We start from the raw sequence: 19597 nt of genomic DNA, 5'->3' as shown, positions 1-19597 counted from the left end.
CGAGCAGGCTCGCTCCCACAGGGAAAATGCATTCCATTGTGGGAGCGAGCCTGCTCGCGAATATCTACCTTTCAACGAAACCCGACTGACACCCCACCGCGCAATCCCGACCGAACATCTATTCTGGATAAAGGTCAATCAAGGGAGAACGACACAGCGGAGGGTTGCTCACCGTGCATATCGCCGACATCACCATGTTCTACGCCCCGGCCAGCGGAGGCGTGCGGACTTATCTGGATGCCAAACACCGTCGCCTTGGCGAGCGCAACGCCATTCGCCACAGCCTGCTGATCCCCGGCGCGCGATTGGGTGAACATGACGGCATTTACACGGTTCCGGCGCCCGCCCTGCCCTTCGGCAAAGGTTATCGCTTCCCCCTGCGCCTGGCGCCTTGGCGAAACGTCCTGCAGGAATTGCAGCCGGATCTGATCGAAGTCGGCGATCCCTACCTCACCGCATGGGCAGCGCTGGATGCGCGGCGGCAGCTGGATGTGCCGGTGATCGGCTTTTATCACTCGGATCTGCCGCTGCTGGCGGGCAATCGCATGGGCCATTGGGTCACGCCGAATGTCGAGGCTTACGTGACTCGTCTGTACGGCAATTTCGATCGTGTGCTCGCGCCGAGCCAGGTCATGGCCGACAAGCTCATCGGGCTTGGCGTGCGCAATGTCCATGTGCAACCGCTGGGCGTGGATCTGCACACTTTCCATCCCGCCGCCCGCGATCCTGGCTTGCGTGCCGAGCTGGGAATCGCTGAAGACACCCGCCTGCTGATCTTTGCCGGGCGCGGTTCCAAGGAGAAAAACCTGCCGGTGCTGCTCAAGTGCATGCAACGCCTCGGTCCGCGCTATCACTTGTTGTTGGTCGGCTCGTCGATGCCTGCGGCGGTGCCGGACAACGTCAGCGTCATCGACGAATTCTGCCCGGCGTCGAAAGTCGCGCGGCTGATGGCCAGTGCCGATGCGCTGCTGCATGCCGGCGACCAGGAAACCTTCGGGCTGGTCATCCTTGAGGCCATGGCCTGCGGCATTCCCGTGGTGGCGGTGGCGGCCGGGGCGTTTGAAGAAATCGTCAACGATTTCTGCGGTCTGCTCTGCGCGCCGAACAATCCGCAGGCCATGGCCAACGCCGTGCGTGAGCTGTTCAGTCGCGGCTGCGATCGGCTCGGCCGCCAGGCGCGCCAGCACGTCGAACGGCATTACGCCTGGGACACCGTGGTCGACAGCCTGCTCAGCCACTACCACGCCGTGCTCGGCCATACGCTGCCACGGGTGGCCAATGGTTGAAGAAATGAAAGCTGTTTGCCTGGTGTTGCATGATGTGGCGCCCTCGACGTGGGCGGATTACCAGCCCTTCGTCGAGGCCGTCGATGCCTTGGGTGATGTGCCGATGACGTGGCTGGTGGTGCCGGATTTCCATCGCCACGATGCGCTTGACGCCAACCCGGCGTTTCGCCGAGTGCTCGATGCCAGGGTCGCCCGAGGCGATGAACTGGCGCTGCACGGCTACTACCACGACGATCAGGAACCCATGCCAAACACTCCGCGCGACTGGTTCATGCGCCGGGTCTACACCCATGAAGGTGAGTTCTATCGCTTGTCCCGCGAAGCAGCCCTGAACCGCCTGCACGCGGGTCTGGACATGTTTCAGCGCTACGACTGGCCGGTGCAGGGTTTCGTCGCCCCGGCCTGGCTGATGAGCGACGGCACCCGCCAGGCCTTGCGCGAATTACCGCTCAGTTACACCAGCGATCCGCAGCATCTTTATCGCTTGCCCGACTTCAGCTCCATCGATGCACCGGGGCTGGTGTGGAGTGCGCGCAGTGCCTGGCGTCGTGGCTTGTCGAAAATCGTCAGCGACCAGCGTGAACAGCGCTGGCGCGAGGCATCGGTGATTCGTCTGGGCCTGCATCCGGTGGACATGCGTCACCGCTTTTCTCGCGATTACTGGTTGCACACGCTGCAACGCCTGCTGGCGGAGGGACGCGTGCCGCTGACCAAGATCGACTGGCTGGCCCGACAGCGCGGACAACTGGAACGCGCAGCATGAAGCGCAGCCTGTTGTTGCTGATCGGCCTGCTGGCGGCGGTACTGATTCCGGTACTGCTCGGCGGCGGCGAGACCTGGTCGCGCCTGCGCAGTTTTCCGCTGAACTGGCTGTTGATCATGTTCGGCATGATTCTGCTCTGCTGGGGCATCAATACGTTGCGCTTGCGTTTGTTGCTCGGCGACCTGCGAGAAAAAGTCGCGCCCTTGAAAAGCCTCGGCGTGGTGATGGCGGCCGAGTTTGCGTATTGCGCCACGCCCGGCGGCAGCGGCGGGCCGCTGACGATCATGGCTCTGCTCGCCCGTTGCGGCGTGCGTCCGGCGCGAGGCAGCGCAGTGTTTGCCATGGATCAGCTCAGCGATCTGCTGTTCTTTCTCTGCGCCCTGAGCGGGATTCTGATCTATGCGCTATTCCAGCACCTCAGCGATCGCCTCGAGTGGCTGCTGACCGTCAGCGCCGTTTCGCTGTTTGGGGGGTTGTTCAGTTGCGTGTTGATCGCCCGTTATCACCGAGCGTTGATTCGCCTGAGCGGGCGGCTGTTGGCGGGGATGAACATCACGACAAGTACTCGCCGTCGCTGGGCGCGCAAGTTGCTGCACTTCCTCGCGGCATTTACCGATACCTTGAAACTGCCCTGGCAAACGCTGGTTCAGGTTTTTGCTCTGACCTGCGTGCACTGGCTGCTGCGCTACAGCGTGCTGTATCTGGCCTTGCGCGGGCTCGGCGCGGATTTGCAGTGGGCATGGAGTTTTCTGGTGCAGATGCTTTCGCTCGGCGCCGGTCAATTCAGCCTGTTACCTGGCGGCGCGGGAGCCGCAGAATTGACCTCCGCCGCGCTGCTCGCACCCATGGTGGGCAAGTCCACCGCAGCGGCGGCGATCCTGATCTGGCGCGTGGTGACGTATTACTTCTATCTGCTGGTGGGCGGGCCGGTGTTCGTATTGATGCTGGGCAAGCCGTTGCTGAAGAAGTTGATGAACGTCAGGCAGGCTTCTTAGGTTCGTCCTGCTCTTGCTGGAGTTGCTCCCAAAGTTCGGCGGCGCCGGGGAATCCGGTGCCGTCGTCCGGGCTCATGTCATCCGGGTCGTAACGACTCAGGCAACCTTCACCAAGGGTGGCGGGGGCTTTGGAAGTGGCTTTGTCCAGTGGATCGCTCATGGCTTTTCCTCGGGCTCAAATGACAAGGGCCTGAGCGATTCAACGCCCAGGCCCCTGGTTTTTCAAGCGTGGCGTGCTCGATCAGAACACAACCGTCTTGTTGCCGTGCACCAGCACGCGGTCTTCCAGGTGATAACGCAGACCACGGGCCAGCACCATCTTCTCGACGTCACGGCCGAAACGCACCATGTCTTCGATGCTGTCGCTGTGGCTGACACGCACCACGTCCTGCTCGATGATCGGGCCGGCGTCCAGCTCTTCGGTCACGTAATGGCAGGTTGCGCCGATCAGTTTGACCCCACGCAGCGACGCTTGGTGATACGGCTTGGCGCCGACGAACGATGGCAGGAAGCTGTGGTGGATGTTGATGACTTTGTGCGCGTATTCGCGGCACATGTCCGGCGGCAGGATCTGCATGTAGCGCGCCAGCACCACCACTTCGGCGTGGTGCTGTTTGACCAGGCGCGACACTTCGTCGAATGCCGGCTGCTTGTCCTGCGGATTGACCGGCACGTGGTAGTAAGGGATGCCGTGCCACTCGACCATGCTGCGCAGGTCGTCGTGGTTGGAGATCACGCAGGCGATTTCGCAATCCAGTTCATCGCTGTGCCAGCGGTGCAGCAGGTCGGCCAGGCAGTGGGATTCGCGGCTGGCCATCAGCACCACGCGTTTTTTCTGCTCAGTGTCGGTGATGCGCCAGTCCATCGAGAACTCTTCGGCGATCGGCGCGAACTTCTCGCGCAACTCTTCAATACCGAACGGCAGGGAATCGGCACGGATTTCGTGACGCATGAAGAACCAGCCCACTTGATTGTCAGAGTGGTGGCTCGCTTCGGTGATCCAGCCGTTATGAGAGGCCAGAAAATTACTGACTTTGGCAACGATGCCAACGCGGTCCGGGCAAGAAATCACCAGCCGAAAAGTGCGCATTAGGGGGAAACTCCAGAACTTCACAAAGGCCGCCATTCTAGCGACTGCGCAGGAAAACTGCAGTACGCATACGCGCCGGGTGGGACAAAGCATGGCGAAACGGCTTTCTGACGCAGCTCTTCCGTCAAGACCGTGACGCTTTAGCGGGGCTTTTGTCAGACAACTGTAAATATCTGTGCTGACTGCATCACATTATTTAACTGAACATTCAAAGCGCGGCTAATTCCTGTAACTCATTTAAATAAAAAGCCGATCTAAATGTTTACTTGATGAAACAGCCTGACTATTATTGCGGCACTGTCCCCTGTCATTCAGCATTCTACAAAAGGTAGTACTCATGTCCTTGATCAACGAATATCGCGCCACCGAAGAAGCCATCAAAGAGCTGCAAGCCCGTCTGAAGAACCTGTCCGAAGACGACAAACTGCAAGCCGAACTGGAATTCGAAGGCAAACTGCGCACGCTGATGGGTGAATACTCCAAGTCGCTGCGTGACATCATCGCGCTGCTGGATCCAGAAGCAAAATCCAAGGCTCCACGTGGCGGCGCAGTAAAAACTACCGGCACCAAGCGTGCACGCAAAGTTAAGCAATACAAAAACCCGCACAACGGTGAAGTCATCGAAACCAAAGGTGGCAACCACAAGACTCTGAAAGAGTGGAAAGCCAAGTGGGGCGGCGACGTGGTTGAAGGCTGGGCGACCCTGCTGGGCTAAGCCGCAACGCCTTCGCAGAGCGATCCGCGAACAAAAGAACGCCAGCCAGCGCTGGCGTTTTTTTATGCCCGTAATTTATTGTCCGGGCATGTTCGATTTCACAGATTCAAACGTTTGCGTAATGCCTGGACATAATTCTGCCAGTCATTGAGCACCTCTCGCTGCATCGGTGACGCACTAAGCGACCATTGCTCGGCGGCCTCGATAAATGACTGCACGGTATTCGGCGCACCTGCCTCGGGTTGCGTCAGGCGCTGCTGACAAAATAATTTCCAGCGCTCTTGCTCGGCCACATCCAGGGTGTCCTGAAAGTTGCGTGCTCGATATCGAAAAAGTAATTCAGGCAAACGTTCATCATCGAAAGGCCACTGCTCTTGCGCCAATTGCGCAGGGTCGGCCGTTCGAACTTGTTCGCATAAACGACGATCACGATCACCGATAAATCCATCGTACAACTGCTGCTCGGGATCTTCGCTGGGAGTGAAATCTTCGCTGGCATAAATCGCCGCGACTTTATCTTTCCAGACTTGTTGTGCGTCAGTTAGTCGCACTGTCCGCTCCTGATAAAGCGCCATGTCCAGCCCAAGGCGCTGCTGGTCTTGTGCGCGCAATACCGCCAGCGGCGCTACAACCGGGCATCGATTGATGTGAATCAGCTTGAGCGGCACCGGCAGTTCACCTTCGGCCAACTCATCGCGACGGGTATAAAGACGCTGACGCAAGGCTTGCGCATCGAGGTCCAGCAATCCCTGCGGATCAAGATGCAGATCACAGACGATCAGGGCGTTGCGATTCTTCGGGTGCCAGGCCAGCGGCAGCACCACGCCGACATAACTGCGCGCCGCCGAGAAACGCCCGGACACATGCACCAGTGGCTGCAACAGGCGGATCTGATCCATCACCTTCTGTTTGCTGCGCAACTGGAACAGCCACTCGTAGAGCTTGGGTTGTTTCTCGCGAATCAGCCGCGCCAACGCGATGGTGGCGCGCACATCCGACAGGGCTTCGTGAGCGTGCCCGTGATCGATATTGTTGGCCGCTGTCAGGCGTTCGAGCTTGAGGGTCACGCGGCCTTCATCATCGGTCGGCCAGACCAGACCGTCCGGGCGCAATGCGTAAGCGGCGCGCACTACGTCGATCAGATCCCATCGACTGTTGCCACCCTGCCATTCACGGGCATAGGGGTCGAAGAAATTGCGATACAGGCTGTAGCGAGTCATCTCATCGTCGAAACGCAAGGTGTTGTAACCGGCGCCACAGGTGCCCGGTGCGGCCAGTTGCGCATGCACGCGAGTCATGAAATCGGCTTCGCTCAGGCCTTTTTCAGCGAGCTGGCCGGGGGTGATGCCGGTGATCGCGCACGCCGCCGGGTGCGGCAGGATGTCTTCGCTGGGCTGGCAATAGAGGTTGACTGGCTCGTCGATCTCGTTGAGCGCATGGTCGGTGCGAATCCCGGCCACCTGCAGCGGTCGGTCGTTGCGCGGATTGATGCCAGTGGTTTCGTAGTCGTACCAGAAGATTGAAGTCACGGGCGAATCCTGAACAGAAGATCGGCGAAGTCTAGGCGTTTCAGGGCTGCCACGGCCAGCCTGGTCGCCCTCGAACAGCAATTTCTCCAGATTCCTACAACTGGAATGGATTGCCCTTGTGGGAGCAAGCCTGCCCGCGAAGGCGTTCTGTCAGTTGCCCACAGGCTGACTGACCCACCACATTCGCGAGCAGGCTCGCTCCCACACCCGAGAGGCTGCTAGCATCAGGCGCACTTGCACCCCGAACAGGCGAACATCAGGTAGCCCATGCTCGAGCCCACAGCACCGCGAAGGAAAGCACCGCTGGATACGCGCCATCAGGTCGAAACGCCGGAAGGCATCGACCTGCCGTTGCGCCCCGCCGGGTTGATGGTGCGCGCGGTGGCGTTTGCCATCGATCTGGGCATTCGCGGCTTGATCCTCGGCGTGCTGTTCATCGCGCTGGCATTTCTAGGCAAGCTCGGCATGGGCCTCGGTTCCTTGCTGCTGTTTGCCATCAGTTGGTGGTACATGGTGCTGTTCGAGGTGCTGCGTCAGGGCCGCTCGCCGGGCAAACAATGGATGGGTTTGCGCGTGGCGCACGACGACGGCACGCCGATCGGCTGGTCGGCCTCGCTATTGCGCAACCTGCTGCGCTTTGTCGATCTACTGCCCTTCGGCTATTTCCTCGGTGCGCTCAGTTGCCTGCAACACCCGACCTTCAAACGCCTCGGCGACATAGCCGCTGGCACGTTGGTGGTTTACAGCGAACGGCCGCTGAGCCGACCGCAATTGCCTGATGCCGAACCTCGTCGCTGCCCCGTTCCGCTGACCTTGAGCGAACAACGCGCGGTACTCGGTTTCGCCGAGCGTCAGGCCGAACTCTCTCCCGCACGGGTCAACGAGCTGGCGGCATTGCTGGCGCAGCCGTTGCACATCTCTGCGCCCAAGGCCGTGTCTGAACTCAACGGCATCGCGCGCGGTTTGTTGGGGCCGACCCCATGAAGCAGAGCCTGTTCGAAAGTCGCCACAAGGCCGAATGGGAGCGCTTCGCCGTGGCGCTTGAACGCCTCGAACGCGGCAAGGATACGGCGCAAGTCAGCGATTTTCCCAAGGCCTATCGACGTCTCTGCCAACATCTGGCTCTGGCCCAGGCGCGTGGCTACAGCAGTTTTCTGATCGATTCATTGCAACAGCAAGTGCTGCGCGGCCATCAACAGCTCTATCGGCATCGCAGTCGCCTCGGGGCGCTCATCATCAGCTTTATCCTCGCGGACTTCCCGCGACTCGTGCGCGAACAGTGGCGCTTCGTTGCGGCCGCCAGCCTGTTGTTCTTCGGCAGCCTGATCGGTTTCGGCGTGCTGGTTTATCTGAACCCGGAACTGATCTACAACCTGATCCCGGCCGAACAGGTGCGCGAGATGCAGGGCATGTACGACCCCGTTGCCGGCCACCTCGGACGCTCGGCCGAACGGGCGGCCAGCGAAGACTGGGTGATGTTCGGCTATTACGTCATGCACAACACGGGCATCGCCTTTCAGACATTCGCCAGCGGTTTGCTGATGGGCGTGGGCAGCGGATTCTTCCTGCTATACAACGGCATGATCATCGGCGCGGTGGCCGGGCATCTCAGCGAGATCGGTTTCGGCCAGACCTTCTGGTCGTTCGTGATTGGTCACGGCGCGTTCGAACTGAGCGCCATCGCCCTCGCCGGAGCGGCGGGCCTCAAGCTGGGCTGGGCGCTGATCGCCCCCGGACGCCTGACATGTGGCGAGGCGCTGCGTCTGGCCGCGCGCAAAAGCGTGTTGCTGGTGTGTGGGGCCATGCTGTTCCTGTTGATCGCAGCCTTCATCGAGGCTTACTGGTCGTCGAAAACCAGTGTCACGCCGCTGACCAAATACGCCGTCGGCACCTCGCTGTGGCTGGCCGTTGCGGTGTATCTGCTGTTTGCCGGAAGGACCCGCCATGCGCCTGAGTGACGCCAGCGTAGTGATCCGCCCGCGCACGACCTGGGAAGCCATGGACCTGGGCGTGTTGATGAGCCAGCAGCATCGGCGGTTGTTGATGAGCAGTTGGGCGATCGTCACCCTGCCGCTGTTCGCCCTGCTCAGCCTGTTGCTGTGGGATTCGCCATCGCTGGCGGTGTTCATTTTCTGGTGGCTGAAACCGGCCTACGAACGCCTGCCGCTGTACATCCTCTCCAAAGCGCTGTTCGGCGAAACCCCGACGCTCAAGCAAGCCTTGCGTGAATGGCCACGCCTGCTCAGGCCGCAACTGTTGGCGAGTCTGACCTGGCGCCGGCTGAGCCTGAGTCGCAGCTTTGTGCTGCCGGTGACGCAACTCGAAGGTCTCGACGGCGAGGCCAGACAACAACGTCTGCAGGTGCTGCTGCAACGCAACGGCGGCGCCGCGCAATGGTTGACGATCATCGGAGTGCATCTGGAAACCGCACTGTGGATCGGCTTGATGCTGCTGTTCTACATGCTCTTGCCGCAGCAGATCGAGACCGACTGGGACTGGCAATCGCTACTACTAGCCGCCGATCAGGACTGGCGCTGGCTGGAGCACCTGACCAACGTTTTTTACGCGCTGATCCTGGTGGCCTGGGGACCGGTGTATGTCGCCTGCGGTTTCAGCCTGTACCTGAACCGCCGCACACAACTGGAAGCCTGGGACATCGAGCTGGTCTTCCGCCGTTTGCGCCAGCGCTTGAACAACGGCGTGCTCGGCGTGTTGCTGGGGGCGTGTCTGCTGCTGCCGAACCTGCAACCGGTGTGGGCCAGCGATGCGCCGGATGCTCCACGGTTGCTCAATCAGCCGCTGACCAGTCAGGCCTCGCGCGACAGCATTGAGTCGCTGCTCGAACAACCGCCGTTCAAGAACAAGGAAAGCGTCACCCGTTACCGCTTTGGCGACGACCCGGCAAAACCCACCGAGAACGCGCAAGCGGGTGAAGTTCCGCAATGGCTGAAAACCCTGCTCGGCTGGCTCGACGGTCGGCACCTCGATACCCTCGCCGGCGTGATTGAGGTGCTGTTGTGGGGCGCGCTGATTGCCGCGCTGGGCTGGCTGGCCTGGCGTTATCGCGAATTCCTCGGGGCTTTCGTCAGCCGCCGCCCGAACCTGCCAGCGCGCAGCAAACCGCCGGCGTCGCCACAAGTCTTCGGCCTCGATCTGAACCGTGAAACCCTGCCGGATGACATTGCCAGCAGCGCCGAACAATTGTGGCTGAGCGAACCTCGCGCCGCGCTGGGTCTGCTTTATCGCGGCTTGCTTAGTCATCTGTTGCATGATTTCGACCTGACGCTGAAAGCCGCCGACACCGAGAGCCAGATCCTCAACCGCATTGAGCAATTGCAACGCCCGGACCTGCTCGCCTACAGCCGCAACCTCACTGTTCACTGGCAGAACATGGCCTACGGGCATCGACTTCCAGCTGCGCACCTGCAAGCAGAGCTGTGCAACGGCTGGCGTGAATTGTTCGGCAAAGGATCCGGGCATTGAACCGGCGCATCGGCTGGTCGTTGGCTGCGCTGGCGCTTGTGCTGCTGGGCGGCTTGAGCCTGTTCCTCTACCTCAAGGCCCGGCCCTATCAGGAAACCGTCGATCACGGCCCCTCGCCTGCCGCGCAAGCCAATCCTTATCTGGCGGCGGAAATGTTCCTGCGCGAGCGCGGCCTCGCGGTCAGTCACGCCGAGACCCTGGCGGTGCTGCCGCAGATTGATCCGCACAGCCACACCTTGTTGTTGTTCGGCGAGCGCGCGCGGATGACGCCGCGTGAAGTCGATCAGGTGTTGAACTGGACTCGCGCCGGAGGACGTCTGGTGTTCGTCGCCGAATCGTTGTGGGATGCGCAAACCGGGCAAAGCAATGATCTGCTGCTCGACAAGGTGCAACTGCACCAATCGCTGAGCAAGGACTTGAAAGATCCACCAAGGGACGTGGAAAAGGACCGCTTCCCGAAACTGACCAAACTGTACCTGGAAGACGAAGACGCGCCGGCCTACGCCGGTTTCGACACCGACTTCCACCTCGACGACCCGAACAATGTCGCGCAAGCCTGGGCCAACAGCGCCAAAGCCACGCACATGATGCAACGGGTGTACGGCCTCGGCACGATCACCGTGGTCACCGATGCCGAGCTGTGGAAAACCGGCGCTATCGGCAAATACGACAACGCCTGGCTGCTCTGGTATCTGAGCGCCGACACCGACGTCACGCTGATTTACAACACCGCGCACGATGGCTTGTGGACCTTGCTCTGGCGCTACTTCCCGCAGGCCATCGTCGCCCTGCTCGCCTTGATCGGCCTGTGGTTGTGGCAGGCCGGCGTGCGTCACGGCCCGGTGCAAATGCCGGCGCCAGCGGGTCGCCGCCAGCTGCTGGAGCATCTGCGTGCCAGTGCCGATTTCCTCCTGCGCCACAACGGCCAGCAGGCGCTGCTGCAAGCCTTGCAACAAGACATCCTGCGCCGCGCCCGCCGCCGCCATCCCGGTTTCGATCAATTGAATGTGGCCGAGCAATGGCTGGCGTTATCGCGCCTGACCCGGCAACCCACCCGCGCCATCAGCCAGGCCCTGAGCCCACGTCCGAAGCAGCGTTTGTCCAGCGCCGAATTCAGCCGTCAGGTCGCTCATCTGCAAACCTTGAGGAACGCGTTATGACTGAACAGATCGAGCCCGGCAGCGTGACGCACGCCGCCCAGCAACGCCAGCGCGCCAGCCAGCTGGCGCAGGCAGTGCGCAATGAATTGAACAAGGCGCTGATCGGCCAGGATGCGGTGGTCGACGATGTCCTGACCGCGCTGATTGCCGGCGGCCATGTGCTGCTCGAAGGCGTGCCCGGCCTGGGCAAGACCTTGCTGGTGCGTGCACTGGCGCGATGCTTCGGCGGCGAGTTCGCGCGCATCCAGTTCACCCCGGATCTGATGCCCAGCGATGTCACCGGCCATGCCGTCTACGACTTGCAGACCGAGCAGTTCAAGCTGCGCAAAGGCCCGCTGTTCACCAACCTGCTGCTGGCGGACGAGATCAACCGCGCCCCGGCAAAAACCCAGGCGGCATTGCTCGAAGCCATGCAGGAGCGCCAGGTGACGCTCGAAGGTCGCGCCCTGCCCATCGCGCAACCGTTCATGGTTTTGGCGACGCAGAACCCGATCGAACAGGAAGGCACCTATCCGCTGCCGGAAGCCGAACTCGACCGCTTCATGCTCAAGGTGCGCATGGATTATCCCGACGCCGATCAGGAGCTGAACATGGTCCGTCAGGTCTGTCGTTCGACCCGCGCCGACATGCTCGATGTGCAACCGCTGCGCACCGTGTTGCAAGCCAAAGACGTGCAGGCGTTGCAGCGTATTGCCAGCGATCTGCCGCTGGATGATCAGGTCCTCGATTACGCCGTGCGCCTGGCGCGCAGCACGCGCAGCTGGCCGGGCCTGACCCTCGGCGCCGGGCCACGCGCCTCGATTGCATTGGTTCGCTGTGCCCGTGCCCGGGCGTTGTTGCGCGGCGGCGAGTTTGTAATCCCGGATGACATCAAAGGCTGCGCGCTGGCGGTGTTGCGCCATCGCGTGCGCATCGCGCCGGAGCTGGATATCGAAGGCCTGCAGGTCGATCAGGTGCTCACGCAATTGCTCGATCAAGTGCCGGCGCCGCGTCTGTGAAACCCTCGCGTCTGCTGCTGATCTGGCTGGCGCTGCTGCTGTTAGTCAGCACTGTGCTCGGCGCCTTTCAGGCACTTGGCAGAGAGCTCCCGTCGAGCCTGATTTCGATCAACTGGGGGTTGCTCCTGGCGCTGTTGGCCTTGGCGGTTATCGACGCCGTACGTCTCAGACGCCTGCCCTCGCCGCGCATCAAACGGCAGATGCCCGGCAGCCTGGCGCTCGGGCGCTGGGGAGAGGTGAAGCTGGAGGTCGCCCATGAGTTTGCCGAGCCACTGAACATCAATTTCTTCGACCACGTACCCGACGGCCTCGCGTTTGAATATCTGCCAACAGTTGTCGAGCTTCAACCCGGCCATGTCAGCCAGCTCACCTACCGTCTGCGCCCTCTCGAACGCGGGCATTTCAGCTTCGAACAGTGCGAAGTCAACCTGCCCAGCCCCTTGGGATTATGGTTCGGCAAACGCCTGCTCAGCGTCCGCGACGAGACCCGTGTCTACCCGGACTTCGCCCGGCTTTACGGCGGTGAGTTGCGCGCCGTCGACAACTGGCTCAGCCAGCTCGGCATACGCCAGCGACAACGTCGCGGTCAGGGTCAGGAGTTCCATCAGTTGCGCGAATTTCGCGAAGGCGACAGCCTGCGCCAGATCGACTGGAAAGCCACCGCCCGCCAGCGCACGCCGATTGCCCGCGAGTACGAAGATGAACGCGATCAACAGGTCATCTTCCTGCTCGATTGCGGCCGGCAGATGCGCAGTCACGATGGTGAGCTGTCGCACTTCGATCACGCGCTCAATGCCTGCCTGCTGCTCAGTTATGTGGCGTTGCGCCAAGGGGATGCGGTGGGCATGAGTACCTTTGCCGGTGATAAGCCGTGCCATGTCGCGCCTGTCAAAGGCAGCGGCCAACTGAACGTCCTGCTCAACGCTGTTTATGACCTCGGGAGCACCCAGCTCCCTGCTGATTACCAGGCTGCGGCCAACCAGTTGTTGGCCCGCCAAAAGCGCCGGGCGCTGGTAGTGCTGGTGACCAATCTGCGCGATGAAGATGATCAAGTGCTGGGCGCGGTCAGACGGTTGAGCGCGCAACATCGGGTGCTGGTGGCGAGCCTGCGCGAGGAAGCGCCGGATACGTTACGCCAGACGCCAGTGCAAACACTGCCCGAAGCATTAGCCTACTGCGGCACCATCGATTTTCTCAATGACCGCTCGCAACTCCATGAGCGGCTGACTGCCCATGGCGTTGCAGTGATGGATGTTCGGCCCGCCGAGCTGGGGGCCGGACTGGTGACAAGCTACATGAGTTGGAAAAAGACCGCTGCGATCTGACAGATTCGATCAGTTGGTGACTGCAACATGCACAGCGTCGCTGTCCGAAGTGCCGTCGCTGTTTTCTACTTTGACGACCAGTGAAATCTGATCCGTAAGGCTCATCGGCCGCCAGTGAGCCTGGTATCGCCCGCTGTGATCGGTAAACGACTCAGTGAACGGTGCTCCATTAGTGGAGACAAGGATTTTCCGTCTGGGCATGGGCTCTCGCCCCTCCTTGGCCACAATCAGCGCGGTCATGGAGACGTAGGTCTGCAAGGGAACCGGATTAGGCGATGCAACAACGGATTCCACCGCTGCTGGACACTCAGTGACGGTCAACCAGAGCGTTTTTACCACCCAGCCAGCCAAACCACCCTTTACCGACGCCCGCAACGCAGCCTCGCCTGCTCCGTCCAAGACAATGCGCGCCGTTGCCTTGCCTTTGGCATCCGTCAGGGTTGTCGGCAGCGAGGTGCGGTCGTACTCCCACATCACTTCGACATTGGCCAAGGGTTGCGCGGTACTCGCTGACACTACCAGGACTTGCGCGGTCATCTGTTGCCCCGGATACCCGCTCGGATAATCGCTGACCAGTTCCTTGATCTCCCGGGGCTCGTGCAGCAAAAACGCTAAGGAAATCGACTCCGAATACAGCGCATCGCCCACCGTGGCGGTCAGTTGCGCCGCACCCGGTGTTGTCGGCACGAACCGTATCCGCGCTTCACCGTAGAAGTTGGTAGTGGTGGTCACCTCACCAAGGTCCGGACTGCGCCAGACAACCTTCATCCCTACCATCGGTCTGCCACTGATGCCCGACACAATGGTGATCCGCTCCGATACAGCCTCGCCCCAAAACAGCGTCTGACTGCTGCGCGAACGATCCGCAATTTTTACCACCTGCGCGCCTTGCCCCAGCGACATCGCAATAACTGGAGAAAGCCTGGCCAACCGCGCCGAGGCAAAGCGCAGGCCGAAACTCCCGTCCTTGAGGTCGCCCGCGTTGAACCGATAGGTCATTCCAGCTTCCGAAAAAAACCTGGGATCACCCAGACGTGGTTCCTCGAAGCGCAAGCCCAATTCCGCCGGCCCGGTGCCGGTCATGCCCAGTGTCAGATATTGGTCATGCAGCGCACTGCCAGGCGGAGCACTCACGCGCAATTGGTGCTGCCCCTTGCGCCGGGGGAATTCAGCGCTTTCACCCAGTGCCTGAAACGGTCGGGAGTCGAAACTGTATTCGAATCCGTCCCACGGATCCCCTTCCAGCGCTAGAACCTGCATGGAGCGGCGCTCTTCAAAACGGTCATAAGGGCTGATAACCGCCGCTGTCACCACATGCTCACCTGCCGTGGTTGGCGCAAAGGGAAAACCACTCCAGCCGTCGGCCCCCGTCCCGTGCACTTCGGTGCTGCCGTCGGCTGTCCATTGAACAGCCACTTGCTCCAGAGGGAGGTCGGGACGATAAGGGGAGCGTACCTTCAGCCACATCCACGCAGGATCCTGCCCAATGACCGGATCCACCGCAGATGCACGGACGTCTTCGATCGTGATTTTATTGTGGGCCAGGGTCATCGTATTGATGTCGCTCACGCCAAAGAAACTGATAATGAACTGAAGTTTGAAAACCCCGGGTTTGGTACTTTTTGAACAGTCCAGCGTCCAGGTAAACCCGCTGTCGTCCACAACATTTTCGCTATTGGGGGGTGGGCTCAACTCGATTCCGAGCTCTGCCGCCGAGCTTCCCCTCCACAGCAAATCCATGGGGATACCCACTAAAGGACTCAGCGCATTGGTGCGGAAGATATAGCGATGTATAGCGCCAATACACGGAAAGAGCGGCTGCCCCCTGAGATCGGTCATCTGATCCAGGACCACGGTCATTTCTTCATGGAGGTCAGGTGATAACAGTCGGCAAGAAAAATCCTTGTTCGTGAGAGTGTCGGTGAGCAAACTTACCTCGAAAATACTGCTGGTACTTTCGATACGATCAGAGCTGAACAACCAACTCAGATCTTCCCCTTCGCGCAATATTCTCGGCATATCAAGGTCGCTCACCGCAAGCCCGATCTCTGGCTTTGCGTTGCGCCAACCGAGCGTAATTGCCTCGCCAATCAGCGGGCTATTCTCATATGCACGGACCGTCAGGATGTGCGTCTTGCCTCGCTTGCAAGCGATTCCGTCACTGGAAATTTGAAAGCCATCAAACGTGATCCTGACCTTGTCCTTCCACTCGTCTCGTGCAAACGCCGTGACCGAAAACGTGTGTCCATCTGCCGGCCCGCCTTCGTAGGCTCTCACACTGGCGGTAATCGTCTCGTTGCTCAAAGCCTTCAACGGCCAGTAATACAGGCTGGCCCAGCCACCACTGCCAGTACGAGACCTGACAATACCCTCGGGGGTTTGCCAGTCGACGAACGCATCAATTACTGGCTCACCGGCACCTTTGTCAGTGACATGCACCACCTGCACTCGCATCAAGGTCTTTTCGTAGTTCTCGACAACCGGCGAAATATTCGGGCCGCGCGTGTCAGCGATCCTGACCCTGTTGCGCGCCAGCGACATGGGTTTACGCGGCGATGGCAGTAACAACTTCGAGCAGACCAATGACAGTTCGAAGCGACCATCCAGCCAGTCCTCGCAGGCCAGCGTCCAGAGACTATCGTCGCCATTGAAAGCGACCGGTTGCTGGAGTGGCGGGTTGACCGTGACCTTCAACTCTTCATGCCCGACGCCGCTCCAGTGCAGCGATAGATCAGTCGCCAGCAAAGGGCTGTCGGCGGGCAAGCGCACGATGAAGGGGTAATCAGTGCCGCGATTGGGATAACCGGTCGCGTCCCACAGGGTTACCTGCTCTTCGACAAAGCAACGCAAGTCCCGCCAGGGGTCGGTCGCCAGCACCGTGACTGGAAATTCGTGAGTCACCTCGCCAGTGCCGTAATAAGCGCTGTCGACCGACGCTGTGATGACAAAATCGCCGGCTTGCTCAGGGACGAAATCGAAGTAAGCCAGGCCCTGTTCATCAGTGACTGCGGTGCCCTGCACGCCCTGCCCGATACTCGTCCACCTGACCTCTCGACCATCAAGCGAACGGCCGGTGTAGAACGAAAGGACCTGCACGCCCAACCGGACGCTTTGTGCATACTCGAGGACGGGGTAATACGCCGCGGTCTGCACTTCGCGAAGCGCCAATCGATGATGCCCCAGCGACACGTCAATCGCATAAGGCTCGGTGTTGTACTGGTTCACCAGGTTTATTGTGAAGTCATGACTTTTCTCTTCTCCCATATCCGGGCAGTCGAGCGACCACTGCGACAGCAGCGGTTGATCGACTCCCCAGTCAGGGGTTGCCTTGACTGCTTCCAATGGGTTGCCCTGAATGATCAGTGCGATATCCGTACCCAGCCAGACGCTGCCGTCTACAGGGGTAAAAGACAGACGATGCGCAATGTACAAAGAGCCGTCCGGGTCATCGCCAAGGGAAGCGCCCAGGCAAAGGTGTAACGTCTGGCCTGGTGGCAGAACTTCGTCATCCAGTCGCACCGTCTGCAGTTGCAACGGTTCAAGCTTCAGCTGCAGGTCGATTCGAGTGATGCAGATTGTCGAACTACGGTCGCCAGCGTTGCGCGGGACACCGCTGACCTCGAAGCTCAATTCGTCATCTTCGACGAACGCCAATTGGTCCAGTGATCTTTGATACACCCGGGGCTTGAATTCCAGCGGCTGCTCCGCCCCCAGTCCGGCGTCTTCGTGCACCTGTTTCCGGCCTTCTTCTGCCGTGAGTTCGATGCTCATTAACACATCGCCGCTCTTGCGGATGTGCAACCAGCCCGATTCGCCCGACCATGAAACTCCGGGCCGCAGTTCGCATAGAAACGTCAGTTCGTAACCCGCGCGGGCGCCGGGGGTCTTGGGTGCCTTGATTACCTGTGTAGCCGAAGCCCCGACACCGACCTCCATGAAATTGACTAACTCGTCAGCATAGAATTCTCTCGCCAGGCCAATCATCCCGCTGGGGCGCCACTCTTTGAGCCGATCGTTGAAGTCACCATTGAGCACCAGATTCTGATTGTTTTGCACGACGGGATCATTCATGGTCGCCTGCTCCTTCGACTGGCATCTTCAAACTGGCGTTTTCAGCCTTGGTAACCAGGTCTGTGACTTTTTGGGCGAACGTCGGCTCGCCGGCTTTGGCGCTGTAGCGCACGCGGATAATGATATCGGTCAAGGATTTGAGCATTGCAGCTTGTGGCTGTTTTAGCGGTCGAGGAAAACTCAGTCGCCAGTGGGAAACCGCACCCGTGCATTCAAACGGGTTGAGTAAACCTTCATCAGGTTTCTGGTGGGTCAGGCCACTGTCGGAAAGCCCTACCGATAAAACGATCTGCTGAGCGCTGCGCAGGTTGAACACCAGATCGCCAGGTACCCCTGAGGTCGGCGTATGCAGGTACTGCACAGACTGTGTGGTGGGCCGGGTCGCCGTCACGCTACTGATCTGCAGCAAGGTTGCCCGGACATCCTCGTAAGGACCGGTCAGGACAGGCAGATCCACCTCCACTGAACTGATCTGCCTGCAGAAATGGCCGGGGTAATCCCGGTCGAACAGCAACTGGGTCAGTCTGAACTCCAATACACCTGTTGCCATCAATTGCTGGTGTGCATCTGCCCAACTGCTCACGCCCTCTTGAGGCTCGATGCCGTCGTCGCACAACTGCCGCAAGGAAACTGTTTTGACCAGCTCCAGCCGCCGCTCGTAGCTTTGCAAGCGCCTGCGTTCCTGGTCCAGCAGATACATGTGCAACTGTTCGCCAGAGCCCAGACCATAACGGTGATCGAGCCAGGCCTGAGGCAAAGGGACCGGTGCATCATAATCGCCGGTTTCAGCAGCCAGCGAAGCCTGCGCACTGAGGCACAGACTGACGACCGCGTCGTACGCCTGGTAGTGCAGGGCTTTTAGCTGGCCAAGCATCCAGCCGAACAACTCGGCATTGCTCGCGCGTTTTTTGAGGAAGTTGAACATGGTCAACGCTTGACTGTTGGCCCGAAGCGTCTGTTCAAGGCTGGATCTTGCTGCGTTGACCGCATGGCTTTGCGCTTCGATCTGCGCATTGATTGCGCCCACCTCCGCCAGCGCCTGATCGCGTTGCAGCGCCCATTCAGTGCGGCGGCGACGATAGCCTTCGGTCGTGGCTTGTCGGTCGGCGTCGATTTGCAGCAGTGACGAAGAGACGTCAAAACCGAAAGCCATTGCATCGAATGCGTGTTCGGGCTTGAAGCCACCGTTGGAAGTACCATAGATTTTCGGCAACGCCGCGATGACGCCCCCTGCCACTCTGACGGCTTTGGCCTGCAGGGCTGATGTTTTCGACTGCTGCAGGCTGGCCATGACCTGGTACTCGATCGGCGAAACGTTCTCGTTGTAACGCGTTGCATAGGCATCGGCCCGCTCCTGCGCCATTGCCCGGCTTTGCTGAAGCGCTGTTACATTCGCCTCCAGTTGGGCGATGGATTGTTCCTGCACCGTTTCGGCGTAACGGCCCAACTCCAGCAGATGGTTCTGCTGCAGTTCTTCTTGTTCGGCACGGTCGCGTTGTTCAAGCAGTCGCAGCACCAGACTGCCGAAATCCCGCAGACTCTGTACCCCACGCAGTGCGACTTCGAACGTGACACGCCAACGGTAGGCATTGACCACCAGCCGCCCCCCCATCGGTCTGGGTCCGGCCGCGCTGCCAGCGGCCAGATCGCGGAGCAATTGCCTGGGATCCGTCATCGGGCTGAACAGCAATATGTCCAGCGGTTTGCCATCGATGGTGAGATTGTCGCGCAGGTAACCAAGCCGTTGCTGCGGCCTTGCAAACAGGTCGAGCAGCGATTGATTGATCGGAATTTCAAAAGGTTTGCTTGCCAACAATCCCAGCATCGGCGGGGTATCGGAAGCGATCGGGTAATCCGCCAGGTTGAAATCCTGCGTATTTTCAAGCGCTTCAAGAGGCGGTCGTGAATCACTCTGGGCCAGAAGGTTTTCAACGGTGGCGGTCTGCCAACGAGTCGCTGTGTCGGCGGTGGGCGCCTTGCCCATCAGAAACCCGGCCTGGACGTAGCAAAGCTTGGCGGCCACCAGACTGTCACGGGTCAATTGGCGGTAATACCAATCGCCCCACGCCATCAGGTTTTCCACATAGTCAGTGAACATCAGGATCTGAAAATGCGCGGGTGCGGCATAGCCAATGGCATCCGGATCAGAGGGATTCTGGATTTCCCACCCCGGATTACTTCC

14 protein-coding genes and 1 pseudogene are annotated in these 19597 nt (G+C 60.2%); 10 read left to right on the top strand and 5 right to left on the bottom strand.

The genetic code is table 11. From position 1 onward, the window contains the following. The first annotated feature begins 194 nt into the window (after nucleotides 1-194). Genes D8U71_RS12410 through D8U71_RS12400 form a run of 3 tightly spaced genes read left to right on the top strand, consistent with a single transcriptional unit; the run spans nucleotide 195 to nucleotide 3044 of the window. Nucleotides 195-1286 (top strand): glycosyltransferase family 1 protein, encoded by a 1092-nt coding sequence (locus tag D8U71_RS12410; RefSeq protein ID WP_177434900.1) that lies wholly within the window; start codon nucleotides 195-197, stop codon nucleotides 1284-1286. After that, nucleotides 1279-2049 (top strand): polysaccharide deacetylase family protein, encoded by a 771-nt coding sequence (locus D8U71_RS12405; protein WP_130887869.1) that lies wholly within the window; start codon nucleotides 1279-1281, stop codon nucleotides 2047-2049. Before D8U71_RS12410 ends, D8U71_RS12405 begins: the two co-directional genes overlap by 8 nt. Beyond that, nucleotides 2046-3044 carry a lysylphosphatidylglycerol synthase transmembrane domain-containing protein gene (locus D8U71_RS12400; RefSeq protein WP_130887868.1) on the top strand — a complete coding sequence of 333 codons (999 nt, stop codon included), beginning with the start codon at nucleotides 2046-2048 and terminating at the stop codon, nucleotides 3042-3044. The genes D8U71_RS12405 and D8U71_RS12400 overlap by 4 nt, the downstream gene beginning before the upstream one ends. Here D8U71_RS12400 and D8U71_RS28360 read toward each other — a convergent pair. After that, nucleotides 3028-3204: a hypothetical protein gene (locus tag D8U71_RS28360; RefSeq protein WP_177434899.1), complete on the bottom strand. Its 177-nt coding sequence runs from the start codon at nucleotides 3202-3204 to the stop codon at nucleotides 3028-3030. The two genes, D8U71_RS12400 and D8U71_RS28360, sit on opposite strands and share 17 nt — an antisense overlap. A gap of 81 nt (nucleotides 3205-3285) precedes the next feature. Further along, a complete protein-coding gene (gene purU / locus D8U71_RS12395) occupies nucleotides 3286-4134 on the bottom strand; it encodes a formyltetrahydrofolate deformylase (protein WP_125925594.1) in 849 nt (282 codons plus the stop codon). Nucleotides 4135-4471: 337 nt separating this feature from the next. Between purU and mvaT the strand changes: the two genes are divergently transcribed. Next, entirely contained in the window at nucleotides 4472-4849 is a 378-nt protein-coding gene (gene mvaT, locus D8U71_RS12390; RefSeq protein ID WP_016773476.1) for a histone-like nucleoid-structuring protein MvaT, read from the top strand. A gap of 98 nt (nucleotides 4850-4947) precedes the next feature. On the opposite strand, the gene sbcB is transcribed toward mvaT, so the two are convergent. Beyond that, a complete protein-coding gene (gene sbcB, locus D8U71_RS12385) occupies nucleotides 4948-6378 on the bottom strand; it encodes an exodeoxyribonuclease I (protein ID WP_130887867.1) in 1431 nt (476 codons plus the stop codon). 267 nt (nucleotides 6379-6645) lie between these two features. Between sbcB and D8U71_RS12380 the strand changes: the two genes are divergently transcribed. The 6 genes from D8U71_RS12380 to D8U71_RS12355 are packed head-to-tail and all read left to right on the top strand — an operon-like array spanning nucleotide 6646 to nucleotide 13344. After that, the gene (locus D8U71_RS12380; RefSeq protein WP_130887866.1) at nucleotides 6646-7362 is read left to right on the top strand and encodes an RDD family protein; all 717 of its coding nucleotides are present in this window, start codon (nucleotides 6646-6648) and stop codon (nucleotides 7360-7362) included. Continuing rightward, nucleotides 7359-8336 carry a stage II sporulation protein M gene (locus D8U71_RS12375; protein WP_130887865.1) on the top strand — a complete coding sequence of 326 codons (978 nt, stop codon included), beginning with the start codon at nucleotides 7359-7361 and terminating at the stop codon, nucleotides 8334-8336. Before D8U71_RS12380 ends, D8U71_RS12375 begins: the two co-directional genes overlap by 4 nt. Further along, nucleotides 8323-9861 (top strand): DUF4129 domain-containing protein, encoded by a 1539-nt coding sequence (locus tag D8U71_RS12370; protein WP_130887864.1) that lies wholly within the window; start codon nucleotides 8323-8325, stop codon nucleotides 9859-9861. Before D8U71_RS12375 ends, D8U71_RS12370 begins: the two co-directional genes overlap by 14 nt. Continuing rightward, the gene (locus D8U71_RS12365) at nucleotides 9858-11021 is read left to right on the top strand and encodes a DUF4350 domain-containing protein (RefSeq protein WP_125917105.1); all 1164 of its coding nucleotides are present in this window, start codon (nucleotides 9858-9860) and stop codon (nucleotides 11019-11021) included. The genes D8U71_RS12370 and D8U71_RS12365 overlap by 4 nt, the downstream gene beginning before the upstream one ends. After that, nucleotides 11018-12019 carry a MoxR family ATPase gene (locus D8U71_RS12360; protein ID WP_130887863.1) on the top strand — a complete coding sequence of 334 codons (1002 nt, stop codon included), beginning with the start codon at nucleotides 11018-11020 and terminating at the stop codon, nucleotides 12017-12019. Before D8U71_RS12365 ends, D8U71_RS12360 begins: the two co-directional genes overlap by 4 nt. After that, a complete protein-coding gene (locus tag D8U71_RS12355; protein ID WP_130887862.1) occupies nucleotides 12016-13344 on the top strand; it encodes a DUF58 domain-containing protein in 1329 nt (442 codons plus the stop codon). The genes D8U71_RS12360 and D8U71_RS12355 overlap by 4 nt, the downstream gene beginning before the upstream one ends. Before the next feature lie 9 nt (nucleotides 13345-13353). Here the strand turns inward: D8U71_RS12355 and D8U71_RS12350 are convergent, their stop codons facing one another. Together D8U71_RS12350 and D8U71_RS12345 are read right to left on the bottom strand one after the other, a co-directional pair. Beyond that, nucleotides 13354-17415: an Ig-like domain-containing protein gene (locus D8U71_RS12350; RefSeq protein WP_130887861.1), complete on the bottom strand. Its 4062-nt coding sequence runs from the start codon at nucleotides 17413-17415 to the stop codon at nucleotides 13354-13356. Next, nucleotides 17408-19597 (bottom strand): annotated as a pseudogene (locus tag D8U71_RS12345) (insecticidal toxin complex protein TcaB2); the annotation flags it as partial. The gene D8U71_RS12350 and the pseudogene D8U71_RS12345, both read right to left, overlap by 8 nt.

The organism is Pseudomonas sp. Sample_21, assembly GCF_004307525.1.
Classification (GTDB): domain Bacteria; phylum Pseudomonadota; class Gammaproteobacteria; order Pseudomonadales; family Pseudomonadaceae; genus Aquipseudomonas; species Aquipseudomonas atacamensis.
Note: the sequence above shows the minus strand (reverse complement) of the source record. Positions and strands in the feature narration are given on the sequence as shown.